At 64.9% G+C, this 19,961-nt stretch carries 18 protein-coding genes; 6 read left to right on the top strand and 12 right to left on the bottom strand.

The annotated features are described in order from the left end of the window. The first annotated feature begins 3 nt into the window (after positions 1–3). The 4 genes from SSO01S_RS05980 to SSO01S_RS05965 all read left to right on the top strand — a co-directional run bounded on the left by SSO01S_RS05980 (position 4) and on the right by SSO01S_RS05965 (position 4,638). Positions 4–492, top strand: a complete 489-nt coding sequence (locus SSO01S_RS05980; protein WP_066796711.1) for a DUF3830 family protein — start codon at positions 4–6, stop codon at positions 490–492. A gap of 11 nt (positions 493–503) precedes the next feature. After that, complete coding sequence (locus tag SSO01S_RS05975; RefSeq protein ID WP_066796708.1) at positions 504–1,400, top strand: bile acid:sodium symporter family protein; 897 nt, start codon at positions 504–506, stop codon at positions 1,398–1,400. Positions 1,401–1,560: 160 nt separating this feature from the next. Continuing rightward, complete coding sequence (locus SSO01S_RS05970; RefSeq protein WP_083942878.1) at positions 1,561–2,862, top strand: NAD(P)/FAD-dependent oxidoreductase; 1,302 nt, start codon at positions 1,561–1,563, stop codon at positions 2,860–2,862. Between the two features lie 39 nt (positions 2,863–2,901). After that, positions 2,902–4,638, top strand: coding sequence for a DUF885 domain-containing protein (locus SSO01S_RS05965; protein ID WP_083942877.1), 1,737 nt, complete (start codon positions 2,902–2,904; stop codon positions 4,636–4,638). Positions 4,639–4,715: 77 nt separating this feature from the next. Here the strand turns inward: SSO01S_RS05965 and SSO01S_RS05960 are convergent, their stop codons facing one another. Genes SSO01S_RS05960 through SSO01S_RS05945 form a run of 4 tightly spaced genes read right to left on the bottom strand, consistent with a single transcriptional unit; the run spans position 4,716 to position 10,929 of the window. Continuing rightward, complete coding sequence (locus tag SSO01S_RS05960) at positions 4,716–6,149, bottom strand: indolepyruvate oxidoreductase subunit beta family protein (protein WP_066796699.1); 1,434 nt, start codon at positions 6,147–6,149, stop codon at positions 4,716–4,718. Beyond that, entirely contained in the window at positions 6,149–8,272 is a 2,124-nt protein-coding gene (locus SSO01S_RS05955; RefSeq protein ID WP_066796778.1) for a ferredoxin family protein, read from the bottom strand. Before SSO01S_RS05955 ends, SSO01S_RS05960 begins: the two co-directional genes overlap by 1 nt. A gap of 4 nt (positions 8,273–8,276) precedes the next feature. Beyond that, complete coding sequence (locus tag SSO01S_RS05950; RefSeq protein WP_066796777.1) at positions 8,277–9,056, bottom strand: cyclase family protein; 780 nt, start codon at positions 9,054–9,056, stop codon at positions 8,277–8,279. Positions 9,057–9,087: 31 nt separating this feature from the next. Then, entirely contained in the window at positions 9,088–10,929 is a 1,842-nt protein-coding gene (locus SSO01S_RS05945; protein ID WP_169798327.1) for a tetratricopeptide repeat protein, read from the bottom strand. 128 nt (positions 10,930–11,057) lie between these two features. On the opposite strand from SSO01S_RS05945, the gene SSO01S_RS05940 reads away from it, so the two are divergent. Then, positions 11,058–12,479 carry an amidohydrolase family protein gene (locus SSO01S_RS05940; protein WP_169798326.1) on the top strand — a complete coding sequence of 474 codons (1,422 nt, stop codon included), beginning with the start codon at positions 11,058–11,060 and terminating at the stop codon, positions 12,477–12,479. Positions 12,480–12,560: 81 nt separating this feature from the next. On the opposite strand, the gene SSO01S_RS05935 is transcribed toward SSO01S_RS05940, so the two are convergent. Beyond that, positions 12,561–13,082, bottom strand: a complete 522-nt coding sequence (locus SSO01S_RS05935; RefSeq protein WP_083942874.1) for a MarR family winged helix-turn-helix transcriptional regulator — start codon at positions 13,080–13,082, stop codon at positions 12,561–12,563. Between the two features lie 295 nt (positions 13,083–13,377). On the opposite strand from SSO01S_RS05935, the gene SSO01S_RS05930 reads away from it, so the two are divergent. Further along, entirely contained in the window at positions 13,378–14,706 is a 1,329-nt protein-coding gene (locus tag SSO01S_RS05930; protein WP_066796688.1) for a M24 family metallopeptidase, read from the top strand. Positions 14,707–14,744: 38 nt separating this feature from the next. Here the strand turns inward: SSO01S_RS05930 and SSO01S_RS05925 are convergent, their stop codons facing one another. From SSO01S_RS05925 to SSO01S_RS05895, 7 genes are read right to left on the bottom strand one after another with little or no spacing between them, the layout of a single operon-like run. Beyond that, positions 14,745–15,920: an acyl-CoA dehydrogenase gene (locus SSO01S_RS05925; protein WP_174520759.1), complete on the bottom strand. Its 1,176-nt coding sequence runs from the start codon at positions 15,918–15,920 to the stop codon at positions 14,745–14,747. Between the two features lie 9 nt (positions 15,921–15,929). Continuing rightward, complete coding sequence (locus SSO01S_RS05920; RefSeq protein ID WP_066796682.1) at positions 15,930–16,337, bottom strand: RidA family protein; 408 nt, start codon at positions 16,335–16,337, stop codon at positions 15,930–15,932. Beyond that, complete coding sequence (locus tag SSO01S_RS05915; protein WP_066796679.1) at positions 16,334–16,738, bottom strand: acyl-CoA thioesterase; 405 nt, start codon at positions 16,736–16,738, stop codon at positions 16,334–16,336. Before SSO01S_RS05915 ends, SSO01S_RS05920 begins: the two co-directional genes overlap by 4 nt. Continuing rightward, the gene (locus SSO01S_RS05910) at positions 16,738–17,904 is read right to left on the bottom strand and encodes an acyl-CoA dehydrogenase family protein (RefSeq protein ID WP_066796677.1); all 1,167 of its coding nucleotides are present in this window, start codon (positions 17,902–17,904) and stop codon (positions 16,738–16,740) included. Before SSO01S_RS05910 ends, SSO01S_RS05915 begins: the two co-directional genes overlap by 1 nt. Then, positions 17,904–18,719, bottom strand: a complete 816-nt coding sequence (locus SSO01S_RS05905) for an enoyl-CoA hydratase family protein (protein WP_066796669.1) — start codon at positions 18,717–18,719, stop codon at positions 17,904–17,906. The genes SSO01S_RS05910 and SSO01S_RS05905 overlap by 1 nt, the downstream gene beginning before the upstream one ends. Further along, complete coding sequence (locus SSO01S_RS05900; protein WP_066796666.1) at positions 18,716–19,201, bottom strand: MarR family winged helix-turn-helix transcriptional regulator; 486 nt, start codon at positions 19,199–19,201, stop codon at positions 18,716–18,718. Before SSO01S_RS05900 ends, SSO01S_RS05905 begins: the two co-directional genes overlap by 4 nt. Then, positions 19,198–19,959 carry an SDR family NAD(P)-dependent oxidoreductase gene (locus tag SSO01S_RS05895; protein WP_066796663.1) on the bottom strand — a complete coding sequence of 254 codons (762 nt, stop codon included), beginning with the start codon at positions 19,957–19,959 and terminating at the stop codon, positions 19,198–19,200. Before SSO01S_RS05895 ends, SSO01S_RS05900 begins: the two co-directional genes overlap by 4 nt. Between the last annotated feature and the right edge of the window lie 2 nt (positions 19,960–19,961).

The following is a 19,961-nucleotide window of genomic DNA, read 5'->3' as shown; positions in this document are numbered from 1 at the left end:
GGCATGCTTTCGATGGATCTGGTGCGTTTCACAGAGCCGGTGTCGGGACTTTCGGCACGCTGCCGCCTGCTGCCTGAGGCAGCCCCGCAATCGTGCGAATTCCTGCGCGATCTTGCCACGCGACGCGCGTCGTTCGAGGCGATGCACGCGATCTGGACGGGACCCGAAATCTCGGTGCCGATGCCTTCGGCAGCCTTGCCGGAAGGCATGGCGCAGCCGGCGATCCCGGCGGAAAGCGCGACTTCCTACCCGGCAGCGGGGGATATCGTGCTCGCTTATCTCGCCGCGGGCAGCACGCTGGGCCTGCCGCCCGGACCCTTTTACGACATCGGCATTTTCTATGGCGCTGGCGGGCGGCTGCTCATGCCGTTCGGCTGGATCCAGGCGAATGTCTGCGCGCGCATCATCGATGAGGATCTGGCCAAGGCAGTCGCCGATTGCCGCACGATCCGCCGGAACGGTGCCTGCACCATCACTGTAGAGCCTGCCTGAGGTAACCGGAAATGACCTATGCCGATCTGATGTCCTTCCTGGGCAACTGGGTTCTGCCGGGCTCGCTCGTCGCGATCATGGCTTCGATGGGCCTTTCGCTGACCGCCCATGACTTCCGCGAGGTATTCCGTAACAAGCGCGCGCTGATCTTTGGCGTCTGCTCGATGCTGATTATCCCGCCGCTTATCGGGCTGACGCTGGCGCTCACCGTTGCGCCTACGCCGGCGCTGGCGGTTGGCTTCGTCCTGCTCGCGACGACGCCCGGCGGCATGCTCTCGAACCTGTTCACCGACATGGCAGACGGCGATCTGGCGCTGTCGATGTCGATGACCCTGCTGCTCAGCATGATCTACATTCTGGTCGTGCCGTTCTACGCGCATTTCGCGCTCTCTTATTTCATGGGCCTCGAAGCCGAGGTGAAGGTGCCATTGGCGTCCTTCTTCTGGGATATCTTCTCGATCACGGTGTTGCCCGCAGCAGTCGGCTTCGCGATCCGGGCGCTTCGCCCCGAATTCGCGCTGGCGTTCAAGAAGTATCTCAAGAACATCGCGATGGTCGTCCTGTTCTCTGCCTTTGGCGTGATCCTGTTCGACCAGGTGCCGGTGCTGCGCGAGAATCTGGGCGCGCTGTTCTGGATCACGGTGGCGCTCAACCTGATCATGGTGTGCGTGGTGATGACGATCGTGCGCTTCGCCGGCTTCACCCGGCGCGAGAATGTCGCAATCGGGATCGAGCATCTGATGCGGCAGGAAGGCACGGCGATCTTCATCGCGGTGACGATCGTAGGCAGCAACGAGATGTCGCTTCCGATGATCATGAACACGCCGGTCGCGCTTTGCTTCGTGCTGGCGTTCGTCGCTCTCGCGCGCCGCTTCCAGCGCGGCGGGAGTTCCGTGTCCGCCGCTTGATCGCTTACGAATACCACCCCTCCGGGGCGTACAGACACCGCTCCTAGCCGGGCGTACAGAGAGTTCAGAAGTACATGCAAACGTTCCGTATAGCGGGCGTCGCCGGGGCATTCGTGCCCTACGCGCCGGCTCTCAACGTCACTATGGGGGAGGCGCGGTGATGCAACATCAGACGATTGCCCGCCGCCATGGCGAGGGCGCTTCCACCATGCCGGTCTGGGCCGCAACCGCGGCTCCCGGCCCCGAACTCGCGCCGCTGACGGCGGAGGTCGAGGCGGACGTGCTGGTCATTGGGGGCGGCATCGCCGGGATGACCACGGCGCTGCACCTGGCGGAGGCCGGTATCGATACGGTGTTGCTTGAGGGGGGGCAGCCGGGCAGCCAGGCGACTGGATGGAGCGGCGGGCTCGTTGCCCCCGACTATATCCGCCACACGCCGGAAACGATCGGCGCGGTGATTGGCCGCCAGCAGGGCGAGCGGCTGACCCGGATGATCGGCGGCTCCGCCCGTGCGGTGTTCGATCTGATCGAGCGCCACGGCCTGGATTGTGATGCCCGGCCAGAGGGATTTTTCACGCCCGCGCACACAGAGCAGCTGGCGCACAGCCAGCGCGCCTATGCCAATCAATGGCAGGTACGCGGCTATGACGTGCGCTTCGTAGAAGCGCGCGAGGCCCGGGAGCAGTTCGGCGTGGATCGCTATTGCGGCGCGCTGCGCTTTGGCGACGGCGGGAGTATCAATCCGCTGGGCTATGTTCGTGGCATCGCCCGTGCGGCGCAGGGGCAAGGGGCATGGCTGTTCGCCGAAAGTCCGGTCCAGACGCTTGCACGCGAGGGCGGCCGCTGGGTCGCTCGCACACCTTCCGGTGCGGTCTCGGCGCGGCGCGTGGTGCTGGCCGCCAATGGTGGCAATGCGCGCCTGCACCCGGCGCTCGAGCGGACCGTGCTGCCGCTGCACGTCGTCCAGTTCGCCACCGCGCCGCTCGACACGCGGCAGCGCGAGGCGATCCTGCCCAATGGCGGGGCGTTTACCGACAAGGTGCCCTATCTGTTCACGGCGCGGCTGGATGCGCAGGGGCACCTGATCTCGGCATTTCCGAATTCGTTCCTGGTCAGGGGCGAAAAAGCGCATTTGCGTGAAGCCGCGCGCAGGCTGAAGCAGCATTTCGCCGCGATCGCGGAGCCAAGGATCGATTATATCTGGGAAGGCGTGGCGCAGGTCAACCCGTCGTTCCTGCCCGAATTATACGATCTTGGCGATGGCGCGCTCGCGATCCAGGCAGACAATGGCCGCGGGATCGGCATCAACACGCAACTCGGCATCGAAATGGCCGCCGCGATCGCGACGAACAGCCGCGAGGCGCTTTCGGTCACGCCGCGCGTGCCGCAGCCAATCCGGCTTCACGCCGGCGCGGCGATGCTGCCCAAGCTTCTGATGTCGATCGCCCGGCTTTCCAACTGAGCAGGCGCCGCGTGCCTGCGTGATTTCGGAGTTTGTTCGATGAAGCGCGTCCTGTGTATGCTGTTGCTGCCCCTCGGGGCCACTCTCCTGGCCGGGGCGGCCTTGCCCGATCCCGGCGCACCTGCACCGGATTTCAGCGAGCTGGTCACGCGCTACGAGCGCTTCTCCAGGGACTTTCCGATGGAAGCGGGGCGTTCCGATCCCGCCTTCGCGCGCGATAGCTGGCCCGTCGAGACGCCACGGGCGATGGCGACGCGTCGCGCGGAGCTGGTGCGCATCGATCATGCGCTGGCGGGGCTGCCCGAGGGACAGCTGGCTGGCGACGACCGGATGAACCGCGACTATCTTCGCCAGCTGATCGCGTGGCGGATCGAGGGCATCGATTTCGACGAACGCCGCTTCGCGTTTGTGGCGCATGAGGGCTTTTACAACACGCCCTATTCGGTCGCGCGGGCGACGGTGGTGAAGAACGAAGCCGAAGGGCGGGCGTGGATTGCGCGGATGCGCGGGATCCCCGGCTATTTTGCCGAGCAGCGGACCAATCTGGAACGCGGCATGAAGACGGGATGGACCAACCCAGGCCGCGTGATCGACGTGGCCGTGGCCGTGCTACGCAAGCAGATCGCTACGCCCGTGGCGGACGATCCGCTCGTCGCGCCGCTGCGGAACTATCCGGTGTTGTTCGCCGAGGCGAAGACGGTGGTCGAGCGCGAGATCCGCCCCGCGCAACGCGCGGTGATGGGCTTCATCGACGGTCCCTATCGGGCCAAGGCCCGGCCGGGGCTGGGCATCGGATCGCTGCCGGGCGGGCGCGCATATTACGACTTCCTCGTCCGCTATTACACCACTACCGACCTGACCGCCGAGCAGATCCACGAGACGGGCCTGTCCGAAGTGAAGCGCATTCGCGCCGAGATGGACAAGGTGATCGCGTCCACTGGCTTCAAAGGCAGCTTTGCCGACTGGCTCAAGTTCCTGCGCACGGATCCGCAATTCTATGCGACGACCCGCGAGGGGCTGATCGAGAAATATGCGGCGGCGACCAAGCGGATCGATGGCGTGCTGCCGCGCTATTTCTCCGTATTGCCGCGCCAGCCCTTCACGATCGTGCCGGTGCCGCGCGAGCTGGAAGAGGGCTACACAACCGCACGCGGCGGGGGCGGGGGCGACTTTTCAAAGGGATTTCCCGGGCATTTTGTGGTGAACACCTCGCATCTCGATCAACGCCCGCTGTATGAGGTGTCTGCGCTCAGCCTGCATGAGTCTGCGCCTGGCCATCACACGCATGGAGCGCTGAACAACGAGAACCTATCGCTGCCTTCGTTCCGCCGCGCGCGCGATCTGCTCGCCTTCCGCGAGGGCTGGGCGCTTTATGCCGAGCGGCTGGGGCATGAGATGGGCGTGTACCGCGATGCCTATGAGAAGTTCGGAAGCCTATCGACCGAGATGTGGCGTGCGTGCCGCATGGTGGTCGACACCGGCATCCATGTGATGGGCTGGAGCTACGAAAAGGCGCGTGCCTGCTTCACAGAGAACACCGCGCTGGCCGACATCAACATCGATACCGAGCTGGACCGCTATATCGGCGCTCCGGCAGGGGCGGTGGCCTATAAGGTCGGCGAGTTGAAGATCGTCGAGTTGCGCGCGCGGGCCGAAAAGGCGCTGGGCGACAAGTTCGACATCCGTGCCTTTCACGACCTGATCCTGGCGCAGGGCCAGCTGCCGATGACGCTGCTGGATGTGACGGTGAACAATTGGATCGAAGCGCGGCGCTAACGCCCGCCGGCATCGCCGCTTGCTGATCCGCCCCATCACCCCGCGCCATAGGCCGGAGTGATGGGGCCTTTTTTTGATCAGGAGGCGAGCGCCTGTTCGAGCGCTACGCCCTCTTCATCGGCAAGCGCCGCTTCGCGAAGGGCGCGGAGCTGCGCTGCGCTGAGCGATGCGGTGCGATAGCGATCGGTGATGCGGCCATAATTGGCGAGGCCACGTGCGAACGTGTCCCCATAGCCTTTGATCAGGCGCTGGCACTTTACGAGCTCGAGCGCGGTTGCAGGCTCTGCCGCGCGGACGAGCGTGAGCCAATCCTCGATGCGCGCCTGTTCAAGTTCGTAGCGCAAAGTGCCACGACGGAAACGCCGCCATCCGGCGAGGATCGAGAGCATCATGAACCAGCGCAGGCTGGTAGTTTCGACATGCCGTCCCTTGGTGAAGAAGCGCTCGAGGCGGTGCGACCAGCTCTGGCTGGCGAGGATGCGGCGACCGATGCCAGCGGGCAGCGTCTCGCAAATCTCTTCGAGGCGCGGGTGCATATATTCGGTGAGCTGGACGATCTGATCGTCCTTTGCCTTCACCTCACCACGGACGCGGGCAAAACGGCTGGCGCGCACCTTCAGATCGGCGACGCGGATCGTATCCTCATAGGACATCCACAAAGCGAGGTGGCGAGCAGCCTCGGTCAGCAGAACCGGGTCGCTGCCCAAGTGCTCCAGCCGATCAAGGTAGAGGCTGGCATAGGCCGCGTCCTGATAGTCCATCAGGCGGCGGACGCCTTCGATCGCGAAGCCGTGCGCAGCGGTGGGGAGCCTCGCACGCACGCGGGCGGCGAGGGTGCGGCCCGCTTCGGTCGTCGGCTCGGGCGCGGTAGGCGCATCGACGGCTTCGACAAGCTTGCCCTGTGCGGCGTCGTACCCGGCGGCGAATCCCTTCAGGCTGGCGTCGACGCCCTTGCCACCCGCGCGGATCGCAGCCTCATAGGCTTCGCGCGCGAAGGGGAGGGCGCCGCTGCCCGCGAGCGCGCCGAACAGCACCGAGCTGATCACGGTGCCTACGCGTTCGGACGCAGCTTCCATGTCGAAGCCGACGAATCGTTTCGAGCGCTCGGCTGCGGCGGCAAGGATGCGATCGTTGCTGGCGCGGCCATCGCCCATCGCCGACTTTTCCGAGATGGCGTAGACGCGGTGGGTGGAGCCAATCAGCGTCGTATCCTTCGACACGAAGCCGCGCAGGATCGCGCGCCCGGTTTCCATCAGTTCGGAGGCGATGACGACATCGACGTCGCCGGGGACGGGCGTGAGCGCCAGCACAGGCTGGGCCGGGCCGCCCGCTGGGATCATTTCGATATAATAGGTCGTCGCGCCGGTGCGCTGGGCGACGCCGGGCACCGAGGTGCCCTGTGCGATATAGCCGTTCTTTTCGCCAAGCTGGACGATCCAGTCGGCAAGCACCCCGCCGCCTTGACCGCCCAAGCCGAGCACGGCGATGGTGAAGCGATTGCGCTGGGCCATCAGAAGGCCCTCGCGGCGATGGCGCGCGCCGAGCGGCGCTGAAGCGCGCCGATCACCCAGCTACGCACGCGTTGACGGAAGCGATCGCGTCGATCGGGATTGGTAATGATCTGGGCCTTGTAGAAAGAGGGGCAGAGGACGGCGGCATGGCTGACCTCGCCGCACACGCCGCAGCCGACACAGCTGTTTTCGACATGGGCGATCGGATCCTGCCGCAGCGGATCGGGATTGGGCTTGATCGTGAGCGAGGGGCAGCCGGAAAGCCGGATGCAGCTATGATCGCCGGTGCAGGTGTCGGGATCGACGCCGAAGCGTTCCCGCACCACGCGCTGGCCGGATTTGATGGCCTCTGCCATCAGGGGCTTTATGCGGCGCTGGCGGTTGAGCTGACATTCGGACTGGGCAACGAGAACTTTCGGACCTTTTTGTTTGCTCGTGAGCGCTTCGCGGATTGCGTCGCGCATAGCGGCAACGTCATAGGTGCGTGTCATGGTCCGCGCCCAGCCGATGCCGATGCCGCGCACGGCCTTTTCGATCGGGTTGTTGGTCTTGCGCCCCGGCGGCTTGGCGCGGGAGGAGAGGATGTCCTGCCCACCCGTCGCGGCCGAATAGCCGTTATCGACGATGATCGTGAGGTTATCGTCCTGGTTGAAGACGGCGTTGCCGATGCCCGATGTAAGGCCGTTATGCCAGAAACCGCCATCGCCCATGATCGCGACCGTACGCTTCTCCCGCGTCTTGAACGCGGAAGCGCCCGCGGTACCCAGGCCATAGCCCATCGTCGTGTTGCCGATATGGAAGGGCGGCAGGATCGAGAAGAGGTGGCAGCCGATATCGGCGGAGACGTGGAAGTCGCCGAGTTCCTTCTGCACCAGCTTCATCGCCGAGAAGATCGGACGCTCCGGACAGCCGGTGCAGAATCCGGCGGGACGCTGCGGGATCGCGCTGGGCGGGAGAGCGGGGGGCGGCGCGGGTTCTTCAGCGGGTGCACGATCCGGCGCATAAGCGCGGAGGAACTTGGCGATGCCGTCCCGGATCACGGCGCCGCTATATTCGCCCGCGCGCGGCAGCACGTCCTTGCCGACGATGCGTGTTTGCAGATCGGCCCGGCGGATGAGCGTGTTGAGTTCGTGCTCGACGAATTCGGGCTGGCCCTCCTCGACAATGAGCACTGCCTTCTTGCCCGCGCAGAACTCCACGACCTCATCAGGGATCAGCGGGTAGGCGACGTTGAGGACGTAGATGGGGAGCGCGGCGTTCCCATAGGCGTCTGACAGGCCGAGCAGTTCGAGCGCGCGGTTCGCCGAGTTGAACAGGCCGCCCTGGACGATGATGCCGATCTCGTCCTGATCGGTGCCGAAATGCTCGTTGAGCTGATGCTCCTGAATGAACCGAATCGCTGCGGGCCAGCGCTGTTCGATCTTCTCGACTTCGTGGAGGAAGTTGGCGGGCGGGAGCACGATGCGATCGGTATCGCGCACCGGGGATTCCGCCGCTTCGCCGACGGTGAGCTTCGGGCGCTGGTTGTCCTTGGCCACGAAGCTGCCCGTGACGTGGCAGGCGCGGATGCGCAGTTCGAGCATGACGGGGGTGTTCGACGCTTCGGAAAGCTCGAACCCCTTTTCGACCATATCGACGATCAGCGGCAGGCTGGGGCGCGGATCGAGCAGCCACATCTGCGACTTCATCGCAAAGGCATGCGTGCGCTCCTGCATGATCGAGGAGCCCTCGCCATAATCCTCACCAAGGATGACGAGCGCGCCGCCGGTCACGCCGCCCGATGCGACGTTGGAGAGTGCATCGGACGCCACGTTGGTGCCGACCACCGATTTCCAAGCGACGGCGCCGCGCAGGGGATAATTGACCGACGCCGCGAGCATTGCGGCGGCGGTCGCTTCGCTGGCTGAGCTCTCGAAATGGACGCCCAATTCGCCCATCAGTTCGTTCGCATCGGCGAACACGTCCATCAAATGGCTGATCGGCGAACCCTGATAGCCGCCGACATAGGCCACGCCGGCCTGGAGCAAGGCCTTGGTGACGGCAAGGATGCCCTCACCGTGGAAGACTTGGCCTTCTCCCAGCCGGAGCTGTTCGACTTCTGCTTTAAACGAGCGCTCAGCCATGTGTTCAGCCAGCCACCAGCGCGAGGACACGGAGCGGACTGCCCGAGCCGCCCTTGATCTTGAGCGGGGTGGCAATGACCACCGCACCCGCCGGCGGAAGCAGATCCAGATTTTCGAGGCACTGGAGCCCGTAGCGTCCCGCCGCGTGGAACAGGGTGTGCGCCGGATAGGCGGGATCGAGCAGATGGGCCTGGCCCGCATCGGTGCCGATCGTCTCGACGCCGAGGCCGTGGGCGTCGCGCTCGTCGATCAGGAACTTGACCGCCTCGGCCGACGGTCCGGGGGTGTGCGCGCCGTCCTCGCGACGATTGGTATAGGCATCCACGTCGCGCTTCGACCAATCGGTGCGCAGCATGATCCAGCTACGCGGCGGGATGCGGCCATGTTCGGCCTCAAAGGCCTCGATATCGGCGACGGTGAGGAGGTAATCGGGGTCTTCCGCCGACTTTGCCGAGATATCGATCACCACGGCGGGTGCGATGAAGTCGGCAGGCGGGACGGTATCGACAGCGTTGTTCGCCAGATCCTTGCCGGTGATCCAGTGGATCGGCGCGTCGAAATGGGTGCCGGTATGCTCGCTGACGGTGAAGTTGTTCCAATACCAGGCGACGCCGCGCTCGTCATAGCGCGAGATTTCCTCCTGGCTGAAACCGGCGCACTGGCCGAATTCGGGCGGGAGCACCAGCGTGGGGGTTTCCGGCGAAAGCGTCTGGGTGAGATCGATTGTGCGGATAGCGCCGGATGCGATGTCTGCCGCGAAATTGGCAAGCGTTTGACTGGTCATCATTTCTCTCCCTGTGGATGGGTGTGCGCGGTCATGCGGGCACGATGTCGAAAGCGATTGTGGTTCGGTGGCCGGCGTCTTCGAACGGCACCGTTCCGTGGTAAAAATAGGAGGGGAACAGCACGAGCAGGCCGGGTTCCGGGCGGATCATCCGGGCGATGCGCTCGCGCTGGCCAAGGCGCAGGCCGGACTCGCCGAACTTGAGCCAGCCCTGCTGATCGCGCGTCACGGCTTCGGGCAAAGCGACATAATAGCAGGCGCTGATCCAGCCCTCGGGATGGATGTGGTTCTCGTGGAAACCGGTGCTGCGCAGCCGGACCGACCATGAACCGGAGAAAGCAAAGCGGCCGGTGTTGCGGGACAGGAAGGGATGGTTGGCATCGCGGGGAAGGGCGGCGAGCCATGCGCGGATGCGCGCCTCGATCATCGCGCGCACCTCGGCGATCAGCGGATCGGGACGGGCGAACAGATCGTCGCTGGTCTGGGTGCCGCCGCGCAGCGTCTGATCGAGCGGGTGCTGATGATCGCGGTGATGCGCGGTCAGCGCGGCGTCGAGCCGGGCGTTGAAGGAGGAGACATCGCCGTCCGTGGGCGTCAGCAGATCAGCGGAGACGAACTGCTCGACATCATTGAGCCACGTCTCGCGCGGATCTGCGGTGAAGCGCCATGCAATGCCCTGAAGCGCGAGCGCCTGCTGATCGTAGCGATCGGCGGCGAGAACCGCCTCGATGCGGGGAAGCGATTCTTCGGGGCGATCGAGGATGATGCGGGAGCGGGCGCCTTCACGAAGTGCGGGGACGAAATCCCCGGCAGCGTCGAACTGGGCGAGCGCGGCATCGGGCGCGCCCGAGGACCAGAGCGCGCGACCGTATTGGTAGTGCAGCGAAGGGCTGGCGGACGTGCTGTGGGGCGCGAGGAGGGCGGCCGCCGATTTGGCGTCTCCAGCGAGAAGAAGCTGGTCGGCGAGATCGTACAGAAGCCCGTGATCGCCGGGATGTTGCGCGAGGGCGGTGCGGTAGCTGGCCAGCCAGTGATCGGTGCGGCCCTGTCGCCATAAAAGGCCGTTCAGCGACTGATGGGCCGCACGATCGGTGGGGCGAAGCACGATCGCCCGCTCATACGCGCGGATCGCCGAATCGACCTGCTCCAGATCCTGAAGGCAGTGGCCGAGATTGTACGCGATCTCAGCGCTTGAAGGATCGCCCTGGCACGCGCGGTTCAGGAGGGGGAGGGCTTCTTCCGGCTGACCGGCCATACGAAGTGCGACGCCGAGATTGTGCATTGTCGGCACATGATCGGGGCGGAGCGAAAGCGCGGTGCGCAGCGCGAGGATCGCTTCCGGCAACTGCCCATTCTCACGCCGCGCCTGGCCCAAAGTCGCCCAGGCGCGGGCATTGCGTGGATCGCGTGCAACGAGAGGGATCAGCGCGGCGCAAGCGGCGGCAGCGTCTGCGGCCGCAAGCAATGCGATCGCGAGATTGACTCGTGCTTCATCATATTGGGGAGCAAGGCGCAGCGCCTGACGATAGGCGTGTACCGCGTCGCCCGGCTCGCCCAGATCGACAAGCGCGTTACCGAGATTGTTGTGCACATGCGGTTGCGCGGGGAACGCTGCGAGGGATCGCCGGAAGAGGGAAGCGGCATCGACGTTTCTCCCCGTCTTGCGCGCGATCATCCCCAGCAATTGAAGCGCATCGGGGTTTTCCGGGGAGATTTCGAGCAGGCGCTGCAAGATCGTCTCGGCGGGGCCGGTGCGGCCTTCGCGGGCGAGCGCCATTGCGTGCTGAAGCGCGTCGCCAAGCTCGACCGCACTGATGCGCGGCTGCCCCGACGGGCGCGATGGCGGGCCTTGATCTAGCCGTATCTGCCTCATCGAGCACATTCCCCTGACGACCCGTTTCAGGAGGGGCGCCGAAACCGAAAGGTTGCAAATGCCTCTTGTTTCGTCAAGAGAATCACGCTTTAAATCATATGTAAATGGGAATAATTGGGGAGCGCGGCGTGGCTGATTCGGTGGCAAAATCCGGTTTGCGGACCCGGCTGTTACAAGGTGTGGCGATCTCGGCGGCGTTCATGCTGGGCGCGGTGACGCCGCATCTCGCACATGCCCAGCGCGCCGTGACGGAGGAGCAGCGCAGGGCGATCCCGGACACCAGCGACGATATGCGGCGCGTGCCGATCCCTCCGGTGGATCGCAGCAAGGAGCCGATCATCGTGGTGACCGGCGGCACGCTGCTCGACGGCCGCTGGGGCGGCGCGATCCCGAATGCGGTGGTCGTGCTCCAGGGCGATCGCATCGTATCGGCGGGTCCGGCGGGAACGCGGATCCCGGCGAATGTCTCACGCACGATCGACGCGAGCGGCATGTACATCATGCCCGGTCTGATCGACCTGCACATCCATTTCACCCAGCAGCGCGGCCCCGACATGGGGCAATATTCGGACAGCCCGGCGGCAGCGGCGATCCGCGGCACGGCGCTGGCGGAGCAATTGATCACCGCCGGCATCACGGCCGCGCGCGACGTTGGCACGATGGGCGACGTTGCATTGCGCATCAAGGAAGGTGTGGACCGCGGGATCATTCGCGGCCCGCGGGTTTTCTGGAGCGGCCGGATCATTTCCAGCACCAGCGGCCATGGCGATGAGGTTACCTCCACCGCGACCGGCCGCCAGAAGCCGAATCTGGGCGGCGAATCCAAGGGTGCCAACGGCCCGTGGGAATGGCGCAAGGCCGTGCGCGAGCAGATCCGCATGCTGGCAGACTGGATCAAGCTTGGCGCGCCGGGCACCAAGGAAGAGATCGCAGCGGCGATCGACGAGGCGCACGAGGCCGGCGTGCCGGTCGCGATCGACAGCTATGGCGTCTATACCGATTGGGCGATCGAGGCGGGCGTGGATACGCTCGAGCATCCGCTGTTGATCAGCGACAAGGCGGTGCCACTGATGAAGAAGCATGGCACTGCATTCGTGCCGACGATCATCGCCTTCGATAATCTGCTGCAGGGCGGCTATCCGACCGCGGGTATCCCGTCCGGCAATTTCTACCATACCCATTCGCGCCGCTTCGTGATGGACCAGAAGCATCACCTGAAGCGCGTGAACGAGGCATATCGCGCCGGCGTGCCGATCGGCGTGGGCACCGATATCCCGTTCGAGAATGAATGGCGCTATCCCGACGCCTATTTCCGCGAGCTGGAGTATCTGCGCGAGGCGGGCATGAGCAACGCCGATATCCTCGCCTCTGCGACCAGCGTTGGCGCGAAGATCATGCGGATCGGCGACAAGCTGGGCACGATCGAGGCGGGCAAGATCGCCGATATCCTGATCATCGGCGGCAACCCGCTCGATTCGCTGAAGAATCTCCGCGACGTTCGCTATGTGATCGCCGACGGCAAAGTGGTTGTGGACGGCAAGTCCCGATAAGCACGCGCCACCCTCCTATCCCTCCCTCGTGGGTGGCGACGTGTAGGAAAAGCCCGGCTCGAGCGATCGAGCCGGGCTTTTTTATTCGATGGGGAGCTTGCTCAGATTCCCGCTGATCTTTTGCAGCGTGCGCAGCAGATGCGCGATGTCACGGTCGCTCACGCCGTTCATCGCCCGGCTGAACTGGCGGCCGACGATCGGGGTCAGCTTGCGCAGGGTCTGCTGGCCGGCGGGGGTCAGCGTTACCTCGGTGATGCGGTGGTCTTCCGGATTGGGTTCGGTGGTGACGAGGCCCTGTTCGACCATCCGATCGATGATCCGGCTGATCGTCGAGCGCTTGGTCAGCGCCGCCTCTGCGATCGCGCCGATGCTGGCGGGCTGGCGCTCGCGCAACACCGTCATGACACGGTAGATCGGCTTGGACACGCCATGCTTGTGCAGCACGACATCCATATCCTCGTGATATTTGAAATCGGCGTGCGCCATTAGATAGAATGGCGAGTTTTCCAGGCGGAAATTCGCGCTGCTGGGGTCATAGACAGTGCGATTGTCCATCAGTTCCTCTGCCGTTCCTGCCGCGTTCTTCGTTGCGCTAATAGCCATATTTCACCCAATCATTCGCCAGGATCAAGACATTGCGCCGGATCAGACAGATCGGGGGACGCGATTTGGCCGATAGCATGTGCATTCACACCTATCGGTCCGCCGTCGCGCCCGATGCTCGACTTCGGCTTCCCCCATCTTGTTCCGGCACGCTGACTTCGCATCCGAGCGTCTCGATGCCGATGCCCATTGCCGGGCGAGCGGGCATATATCAACGAAAATCGCGTGATTATTGTTTCATTGGGGCGGCGCTTCTGTCAGCTTCGCCGCTGAGAAACACCATGGGAGAAACAGCGTGTCGTCGAAGCGTTTGAGCCGGCTTGCCCTCCCGCTCGCCATCTTGCCCCTGCTCGCGGCGACGCCGGCCCAGGGCCAGGAGGCGAAGCGGCGCTGGGACCAGATGTGCCAGATCCGCAAGGACAAGCTCGACCTGATCCTCCCTGAGGTGATGCGCGAAAACGGCGTGGACATGTGGATCGTTGCGGGGCGCGAGGGGCATGACGATCCCAACGCCGCGCTGCTCGGCGGCGGCTATATCGGCGATGTCGGCTATTATGTGTTCACCGATCGTAGCGGCAGCGGGCGGATCGAGCGCGCGGCGATGGGCATTGGCGGGGCGGCGTTCGACCAATGCCCGCTTTATGATCTCAAGCTCTCGCCGGCGGAGCTGAGGAAGTTCGTCGAGGCGCGCAATCCGAAGCGGATCGGGATCAATGTCGCGACCGAGATCGGTGCTGCGGATGGGCTGAGCCATTCGCTTCGGACCAGGCTGGCCCAGACTTTGGGGCCAACCCTGGCGGAGCGGCTGGTTTCAGCCGAAAAACTGGTCTCGGATTTCCGCGCCCGGCATTCGGTCAACGAGATCGCGGCCTTCGCCAAGGCGGGCGAGTATTCGCGGACGATCCTGGAGCGTGCGCTTTCAAACGAAGTGATCGTGCCGGGGCACACCACCACCGGCGATGTCGCATGGTGGATGATGGAACAGCTTCACAAGGAAGGGCTGGGAAGCAGCTTCGGGCTGCCGAGCGTCTATATCCTTGGGCCGGGTGAGCGTGGCCCGACTTCGGGCGATCATGTGATCAAGCCCGGCGACCTGATCACGGTCGATTGGGGCGCCAATTATCTGTTCTATTACACCGATATGAAGCGCATGAGCTATGTGCTGAAGCCGGGCGAGAATGCTCCGCCGCTGGGGCTGCAGCGTGCCTATGACAAAGCGCGCGAGATACGCCAGATGATCCTGGACGTAATCCGTCCGGGCATTACCGCCGGAGAAGCACTGGCTGCGGTGAACAAGCGTGTGGCGGAAACGCCGGGCTTCGTGCTGGGCCGCTACGACGATCCGAGCAAGGATCTCAAGGTTTCGGATGTGGTGATCGGCAGCCATTCGGTGGGCGATCTGGGCCATGGTTCGGGCCCGTCCATGGCCGATTTCAACCCGCTACGCATGACCTACACGCTGCGTGCCGGCAATTTCCTGTCGATCGAATCGTTCCTCTACACTCCGGTGCCGGAATGGGGCGGGCGCAAGATCAAGATTCCGCTGGAGGATAATGGCGTGGTCACCGAGCGCGGCTTCGAATGGGCCTATCCGCCGGGCAACCGGATCCTGCTGGTGAAGTGAGAAAGCGGGCGGCCGGATGATCCGGCCGCCCATCATTCCTAGAAGGCGGCGATCCCGGTGATCGCGCGGCCAAGGATCAGGGCATGGACGTCGTGCGTGCCCTCATAAGTGTTCACGGTTTCGAGGTTCATCAGGTGACGCATCACCTGGAACTCGCCCGAGATGCCGTTGCCGCCATGCATGTCGCGCGCGGCCCGCGCGATATCGAGCGCCTTGCCGACATTGTTGCGCTTGACGATCGAGATCATCTCGGGCGCGAAATTGCCGCTGTCGATCAGGCGGCCGACACGGAGCGACGCCTGGAGGCCGAGAGTGATCTCGGTTTCCATATCCGCCAGCTTCTTCTGGAAGAGCTGGGTAGCGGCGAGAGGGCGACCGAACTGGTGACGATCGAGGCCATATTGGCGGGCGGCGTGGAAACAGAATTCGGCAGCACCGAGTGCGCCCCAGCTGATCCCGTAGCGCGCGCGGTTCAAGCACGAGAAGGGGCCTTTGAGGCCTTCTACTTCGGGAAGCAGCGCATCTTCGCCGACTTCGACTTCGTCGAGATTGATCATGCCGGTGATCGAGGCACGCAGGCTCAATTTGCCTTCGATCTTCGGCGCGGAAAGGCCCTTCATGCCCTTTTCCAGCACGAAGCCGCGGATCGCGCCGCCATGTGCATCCGACTTGGCCCAGACCACGAAGACGTCGGCGATCGGGGCGTTGGAGATCCAGGTCTTTGCCCCGTTGAGACGATAGCCGCCGTCAATCTTTGTGGCGCGGGTGCGCATCCCGCCCGGATCGGAGCCCGCATCCGGCTCGGTAAGGCCGAAACAGCCGACCCATTCGCCGCTGGCGAGCTTCGGCAGGTACTTGAGCTTCTGCTCTTCCGAGCCGAAGGCGTAGATCGGGTACATGACGAGGCTCGACTGCACGCTCATCATCGAGCGATAGCCGGAATCGACGCGCTCAACCTCGCGCGCCACGAGGCCATAAGCGACATAGGAAGCGCCGACGCCGCCATATTTTTCGGAAACCGTCGGGCCGAGAAGCCCCAGCTCTCCCATCTCGCGGAATATCTCGCGATCGGTGATTTCCTTGTCGAACGCTTCGATCACGCGCGGCGCGAGCTGCGCCTGCGCATAGTCGCGTGCGGTGTCGCGGATCATCCGCTCCTCATCCTCCAGCTGCGCATCGAGCAGGAGGGGATCGGCCCAGTCAAATTTCTGCATTTCCATTCCTCAGGCTGCGGTGGGGACGACCGCAATTGTTTCGATCTCTAGCTTTGCTTCGATCTCGACCAGAGCCGCAACCTCAACCACGGCCATCGCCGGATAGTTGCGGCCGATCAGTTCGCGCCATGCGGCACCGATCTCGGCGATCTCGTCCAGATACTCATCGCGGCTCGTGATGTACCAGGTCATCCGCACGATATGCTCGGGCCCGGCACCCGCTTCGGCGAGGATCGCCAGCGTGTTGATCAGCACCTGGCGAAACTGGCCGGAAAGGCTGGATGCGACAAAGCGCTCCTCCGCATCCCAGCCGACCACGCCGGCGGTGTATATCGTGCGGCCGCTGGCGGAGATGCCGTTGGCATAGCCGCGCGGGCGCTTCCAGCCGGGGGGGAGGAGGGTCTGGTGGACGGTCATTGGCATTCCATTTCAAGGCGTTGGCGATATTCGGATGGCCAGGGCTGCGATGTGCCCCCGGCAAGCTCGATCAGGACCTGGGTGAGCCGGACATTGAAGCGCGGCGCACCGCCGCACGTGACCTCTACTTCAAGCTCGATCGAGCTCCGCCCGACCCGGACGAGGCGGACGGCGAATTCGAGCAGATCGCCCAATATGCTGGGCGCGATGAAGGTTGAGGTGAGGCTGACGGTGGGGAGGCCAAGCCCGCGTTCCATGTGCATCCTGCGCCGATCGTCGCCGAGGATCGCGGGCGTCCAATCCTCGATCGCGGCGTCGCACAGCTCCAGGCAGCGCGGATAATAAGCGATGCCCGCCGGATCGCAGTGTGCGAAGCGCAGCGGAAAGGTCACGCGGAACATCAGTCGGCGCTCTGCGCCAGATGCTGGCGGGCAATGACGATCTTCTGCACCTCCGACGCACCCTCATAGATGCGGAGCGCGCGGACCTCGCGGTAAAGCGCCTCGACCGGTGCACCGACGGTGACGCCTAGGCCACCGAAGATCTGGACTGCCTTGTCGATCACCTGCTGCGCGCTGTCAGTCGCGTGCAGCTTGGCGAGCGCGGCTTCGCGCGTGTTGCGCTGACCCTGCACGTCGCGGAGCCAGCCCGCGCGGTAGATGAGCAGCGCGGAGGTATCGATATCGAGCACCATCTCGGCGAGCTTGGACTGGGTGACCGGGTTGTCGGCTAGCGTGCCCTCGCCAAGCTTGCGCACGCGGGCGCGGGCGGTGGCTTCGTCGAGCGCGCGGCGAGCAAAGCCCAGCGCGGCGGCACCCACCGTGGTGCGGAAGATATCGAGCGTCGCCATCGCTTCGGCAAAGCCGCGCCCGGCCTCTCCGAGGAGCGCGTCTGCGGGCAGCGCCATATCGGTGAATTCGAGGGTGGCGAGAGGGTGGGGGGCGATCACGTCGATCCGCTCGGTGACGTTGAGGCCGGGTGTATCCGCGTCGACGAGGAATGCGGAGACGCCCTTGGCACCCGGCGCTTCGCCGGTGCGGGCGAACAGCACGTAATAATCAGCGATGCCGCCGTTCGAGATATAGGTCTTTGCGCCATTGACCCGCCAGCCATCCGCGGTGCGATCGGCGGAGGTCGACATGGAGGCAACGTCGGAGCCCGAGCCCGGCTCGGTAAGCGCGAAGGCGGCGATCTTTTCGCCGCGCGCGACCGCGGGGAGATAGGCCTGCTTCTGCGCTTCGGTGCCGAATAGCGAGATCGTGCCCGAGCCGAGGCCCTGCATCGCGAAGGCGAAATCGGCGAGGCCGGAATGGCGCGCGAGCGTTTCGCGGATCAGCGCGAGCGAGCGGATATCGAGCGTCTCACGGATGCCGCCCCAGGCTGCCGGAACGCAGTAACGCAGCCAACCTCCATCCCCGAGTGCGCGAACCAGCCGGCGGCATTCGGCATCCACGTCCGCACCGTGATGCGCGGAGAGACTGGCAACGCACCACGCCTCCAGATCGGCGGCCAGCGCGCGGTGGCCATCGTCGAGGAAGGGCCAGTCGAGGAAGCTGCGGTCTGCCATCAGTTGCCCTCGAACACCGGAGAGCGCTTTTCAGCAAAGGCTTCAAAGGCGCGGCGGAAGTCCTTGGTCGCCATGCAGATTGCCTGAGCCTGCGCTTCCATCTCGATCGCCGTTTCGACGCTGACGGCCCATTCGACGTTGAGCTGGGTCTTGGTGATGCCATGCGCGAAGGTGGGGCCGGTAGCGAGGCTCTGCGCCAGCGCCAGCGCTTCGTCGAGCAGCGCATCCGCCGATACGAGGCGGTTGTGGAAGCCCCAGCGCTCGCCCTCCTCAGCGGTCATGACCCGGCCGGTGTAGAGCAGGTCCGACGCGCGGCCCTGACCGATGATGCGGGGCAGGATCGCGCACGCGCCCATATCGCAACCCGCCAGGCCGACGCGCGTGAACAGGAATGCGGTCTTGGTCGCCGGGGTGGCGAGGCGCATATCGGATGCCATCGCCATGATCGCGCCCGCGCCCACGCAGATGCCGTCGATCGCGGCGATGATCGGCTGCGGGCAGGCGCGCATCGCCTTTACCAGATCGCCGGTCATGCGGGTGAAGGCGAGCAGTTCGGGCATCGCCATTTCGGTGAGCGGGCCGATGATCTCATGCACGTCGCCGCCCGAGGAGAAATTGCCGCCCGCGCCGGTGACGACCACGGCCTTAACCTCCGGCACATAGACGAGCGCGCGGAAGGTATCGCGGAGCTCGGCATAGCTATCGAAGGTGAGCGGGTTCTTGCGCTCGGGCCGGTTGAGCGTGACGGTTGCGACGCCGTTGGCAAAGGCCCAGCCGAAATGTTCGGGCGCGAAGCTGGTTGGATCAAAGGTCATTCTGTTTCCCCGTTGTCGGCGAGCAGGTCCTTGAGCACGCCCAGGCTTTGATAGAGTTGGCTGCGGTCTTCGCGGCCCAGCCCGGCGAGCATCGTTTCAACCCAGTTGCGATGCGCCTCTGCGAGCACCGCGAAATGATCGCGGCCCAATCGGGTGAGCCGCGCAACCGACGAGCGGCCATCGGTGGGCGAGGGCGTGAGGCTGACATAGCGATCGCGCACAAGCACCTGGACGACGCCGGTGACATTCCCGTTGGAAACGAGCAGCGCCTTGGACAGCTGGCCCATAGTCATCCCCTCGGGTCGGCGCTCCAGCGCGGCCATCACGTCGAAGCGGGGGAGGGTGCTGTTATATTCGTCCGCGAAGCCGCGCTTCACGCTCTTTTCGATGATCCGGGTGCAGGTGAGCAGGCGCAGCCAGAGGCGCACATTGTCGCGATCATCGGGCAATCCTTCGTGCGCGTTTACCTGGGGTGCTGTCACATCACTTCTCCACCTGCGATCGGGATCGCCTGACCGGTCACCGATCCGCTGCCCGGCAGGCAGAGCCAGAGCGCTGCTTCGGCGACTTCGTCCGGAGTGATTAGCCGCTTCTGGGGGTTGTGGCGCGTCAGTTCGGCCAGTGCCTCAGCCTCGGTGCGACCGGTTCGGCTGGTGATCGTCTGGATCGCCGTAGCGACGATATCGGTATCGGTGAAGCCGGGGCAGAGCGCGTTGGCGGTGAGCGGGGTGGCGGCGAATTCGGTGGCGAGCGCACGCATCAGCCCGATCGCGCCATGCTTCGATGCCACGTAAGGGGCGGTATAGCCGTAACCCTTGAGCCCGGCGGTCGACGCCACGGTGACGATGCGTCCCGCCGGGGCGGCGAGCAGATCGGGAAGCGCGGCCTGACAGCAATGGAACAACGCATCCAGGTTGGTCGCCATCGTAGCGCGCCAGCTTTCGGCGGTCACCTTGGCGAAGGGGGCGGTGGGTGCGATGCCGGCGTTGTTGACGAGGATGCCGATCGGGCCGTGCGCCGCGCGGGCGGCTGCAAAGGCGGTGTCGATCGAGGCGCGGTCGGTCACGTCCGCAGTCACGCCGATCGCGCCGGGGATCGTCGCGGCGACTGCATCGAGCGCTTCCTGCCGGCGCCCGATCAGCGTGAGCCACGCCCCCTCCGCGGCCAGCGCGCGGGCGATGGCTGTGCCGATGCCAGACCCACCGCCGGTGACGATCGCATGGACGTTAGACAGCCGCATGG

The organism is Sphingomonas soli NBRC 100801, from assembly GCF_001591025.1.
Lineage (GTDB): Bacteria > Pseudomonadota > Alphaproteobacteria > Sphingomonadales > Sphingomonadaceae > Sphingomonas > Sphingomonas soli.
Note: the sequence above shows the minus strand (reverse complement) of the source record. Positions and strands in the feature narration are given on the sequence as shown.

Excerpts from the sequence above, each read along its gene's own strand:
- SSO01S_RS05915 (WP_066796679.1), bottom strand. The coding sequence starts at position 16,738 with ATGTTCCGCGTGACCTTTCCGCTGCGCTTCGCACACTGCGATCCGGCG.
- SSO01S_RS05910 (WP_066796677.1), bottom strand. The coding sequence starts at position 17,904 with ATGGCAGACCGCAGCTTCCTCGACTGGCCCTTCCTCGACGATGGCCAC.
- SSO01S_RS05965 (WP_083942877.1), top strand. The coding sequence starts at position 2,902 with ATGAAGCGCGTCCTGTGTATGCTGTTGCTGCCCCTCGGGGCCACTCTC.
- SSO01S_RS05945 (WP_169798327.1), bottom strand. The coding sequence starts at position 10,929 with ATGAGGCAGATACGGCTAGATCAAGGCCCGCCATCGCGCCCGTCGGGG.
- SSO01S_RS05960 (WP_066796699.1), bottom strand. The coding sequence starts at position 6,149 with ATGGCCCAGCGCAATCGCTTCACCATCGCCGTGCTCGGCTTGGGCGGT.
- SSO01S_RS05950 (WP_066796777.1), bottom strand. The coding sequence starts at position 9,056 with ATGACCAGTCAAACGCTTGCCAATTTCGCGGCAGACATCGCATCCGGC.
- SSO01S_RS05895 (WP_066796663.1), bottom strand. The coding sequence starts at position 19,959 with ATGCGGCTGTCTAACGTCCATGCGATCGTCACCGGCGGTGGGTCTGGC.
- SSO01S_RS05970 (WP_083942878.1), top strand. The coding sequence starts at position 1,561 with ATGCAACATCAGACGATTGCCCGCCGCCATGGCGAGGGCGCTTCCACC.
- SSO01S_RS05980 (WP_066796711.1), top strand. The coding sequence starts at position 4 with ATGCTTTCGATGGATCTGGTGCGTTTCACAGAGCCGGTGTCGGGACTT.
- SSO01S_RS05935 (WP_083942874.1), bottom strand. The coding sequence starts at position 13,082 with ATGGCTATTAGCGCAACGAAGAACGCGGCAGGAACGGCAGAGGAACTG.
- SSO01S_RS05920 (WP_066796682.1), bottom strand. The coding sequence starts at position 16,337 with ATGACCGTCCACCAGACCCTCCTCCCCCCCGGCTGGAAGCGCCCGCGC.
- SSO01S_RS05905 (WP_066796669.1), bottom strand. The coding sequence starts at position 18,719 with ATGACCTTTGATCCAACCAGCTTCGCGCCCGAACATTTCGGCTGGGCC.
- SSO01S_RS05975 (WP_066796708.1), top strand. The coding sequence starts at position 504 with ATGACCTATGCCGATCTGATGTCCTTCCTGGGCAACTGGGTTCTGCCG.
- SSO01S_RS05925 (WP_174520759.1), bottom strand. The coding sequence starts at position 15,920 with ATGCAGAAATTTGACTGGGCCGATCCCCTCCTGCTCGATGCGCAGCTG.
- SSO01S_RS05955 (WP_066796778.1), bottom strand. The coding sequence starts at position 8,272 with ATGGCTGAGCGCTCGTTTAAAGCAGAAGTCGAACAGCTCCGGCTGGGA.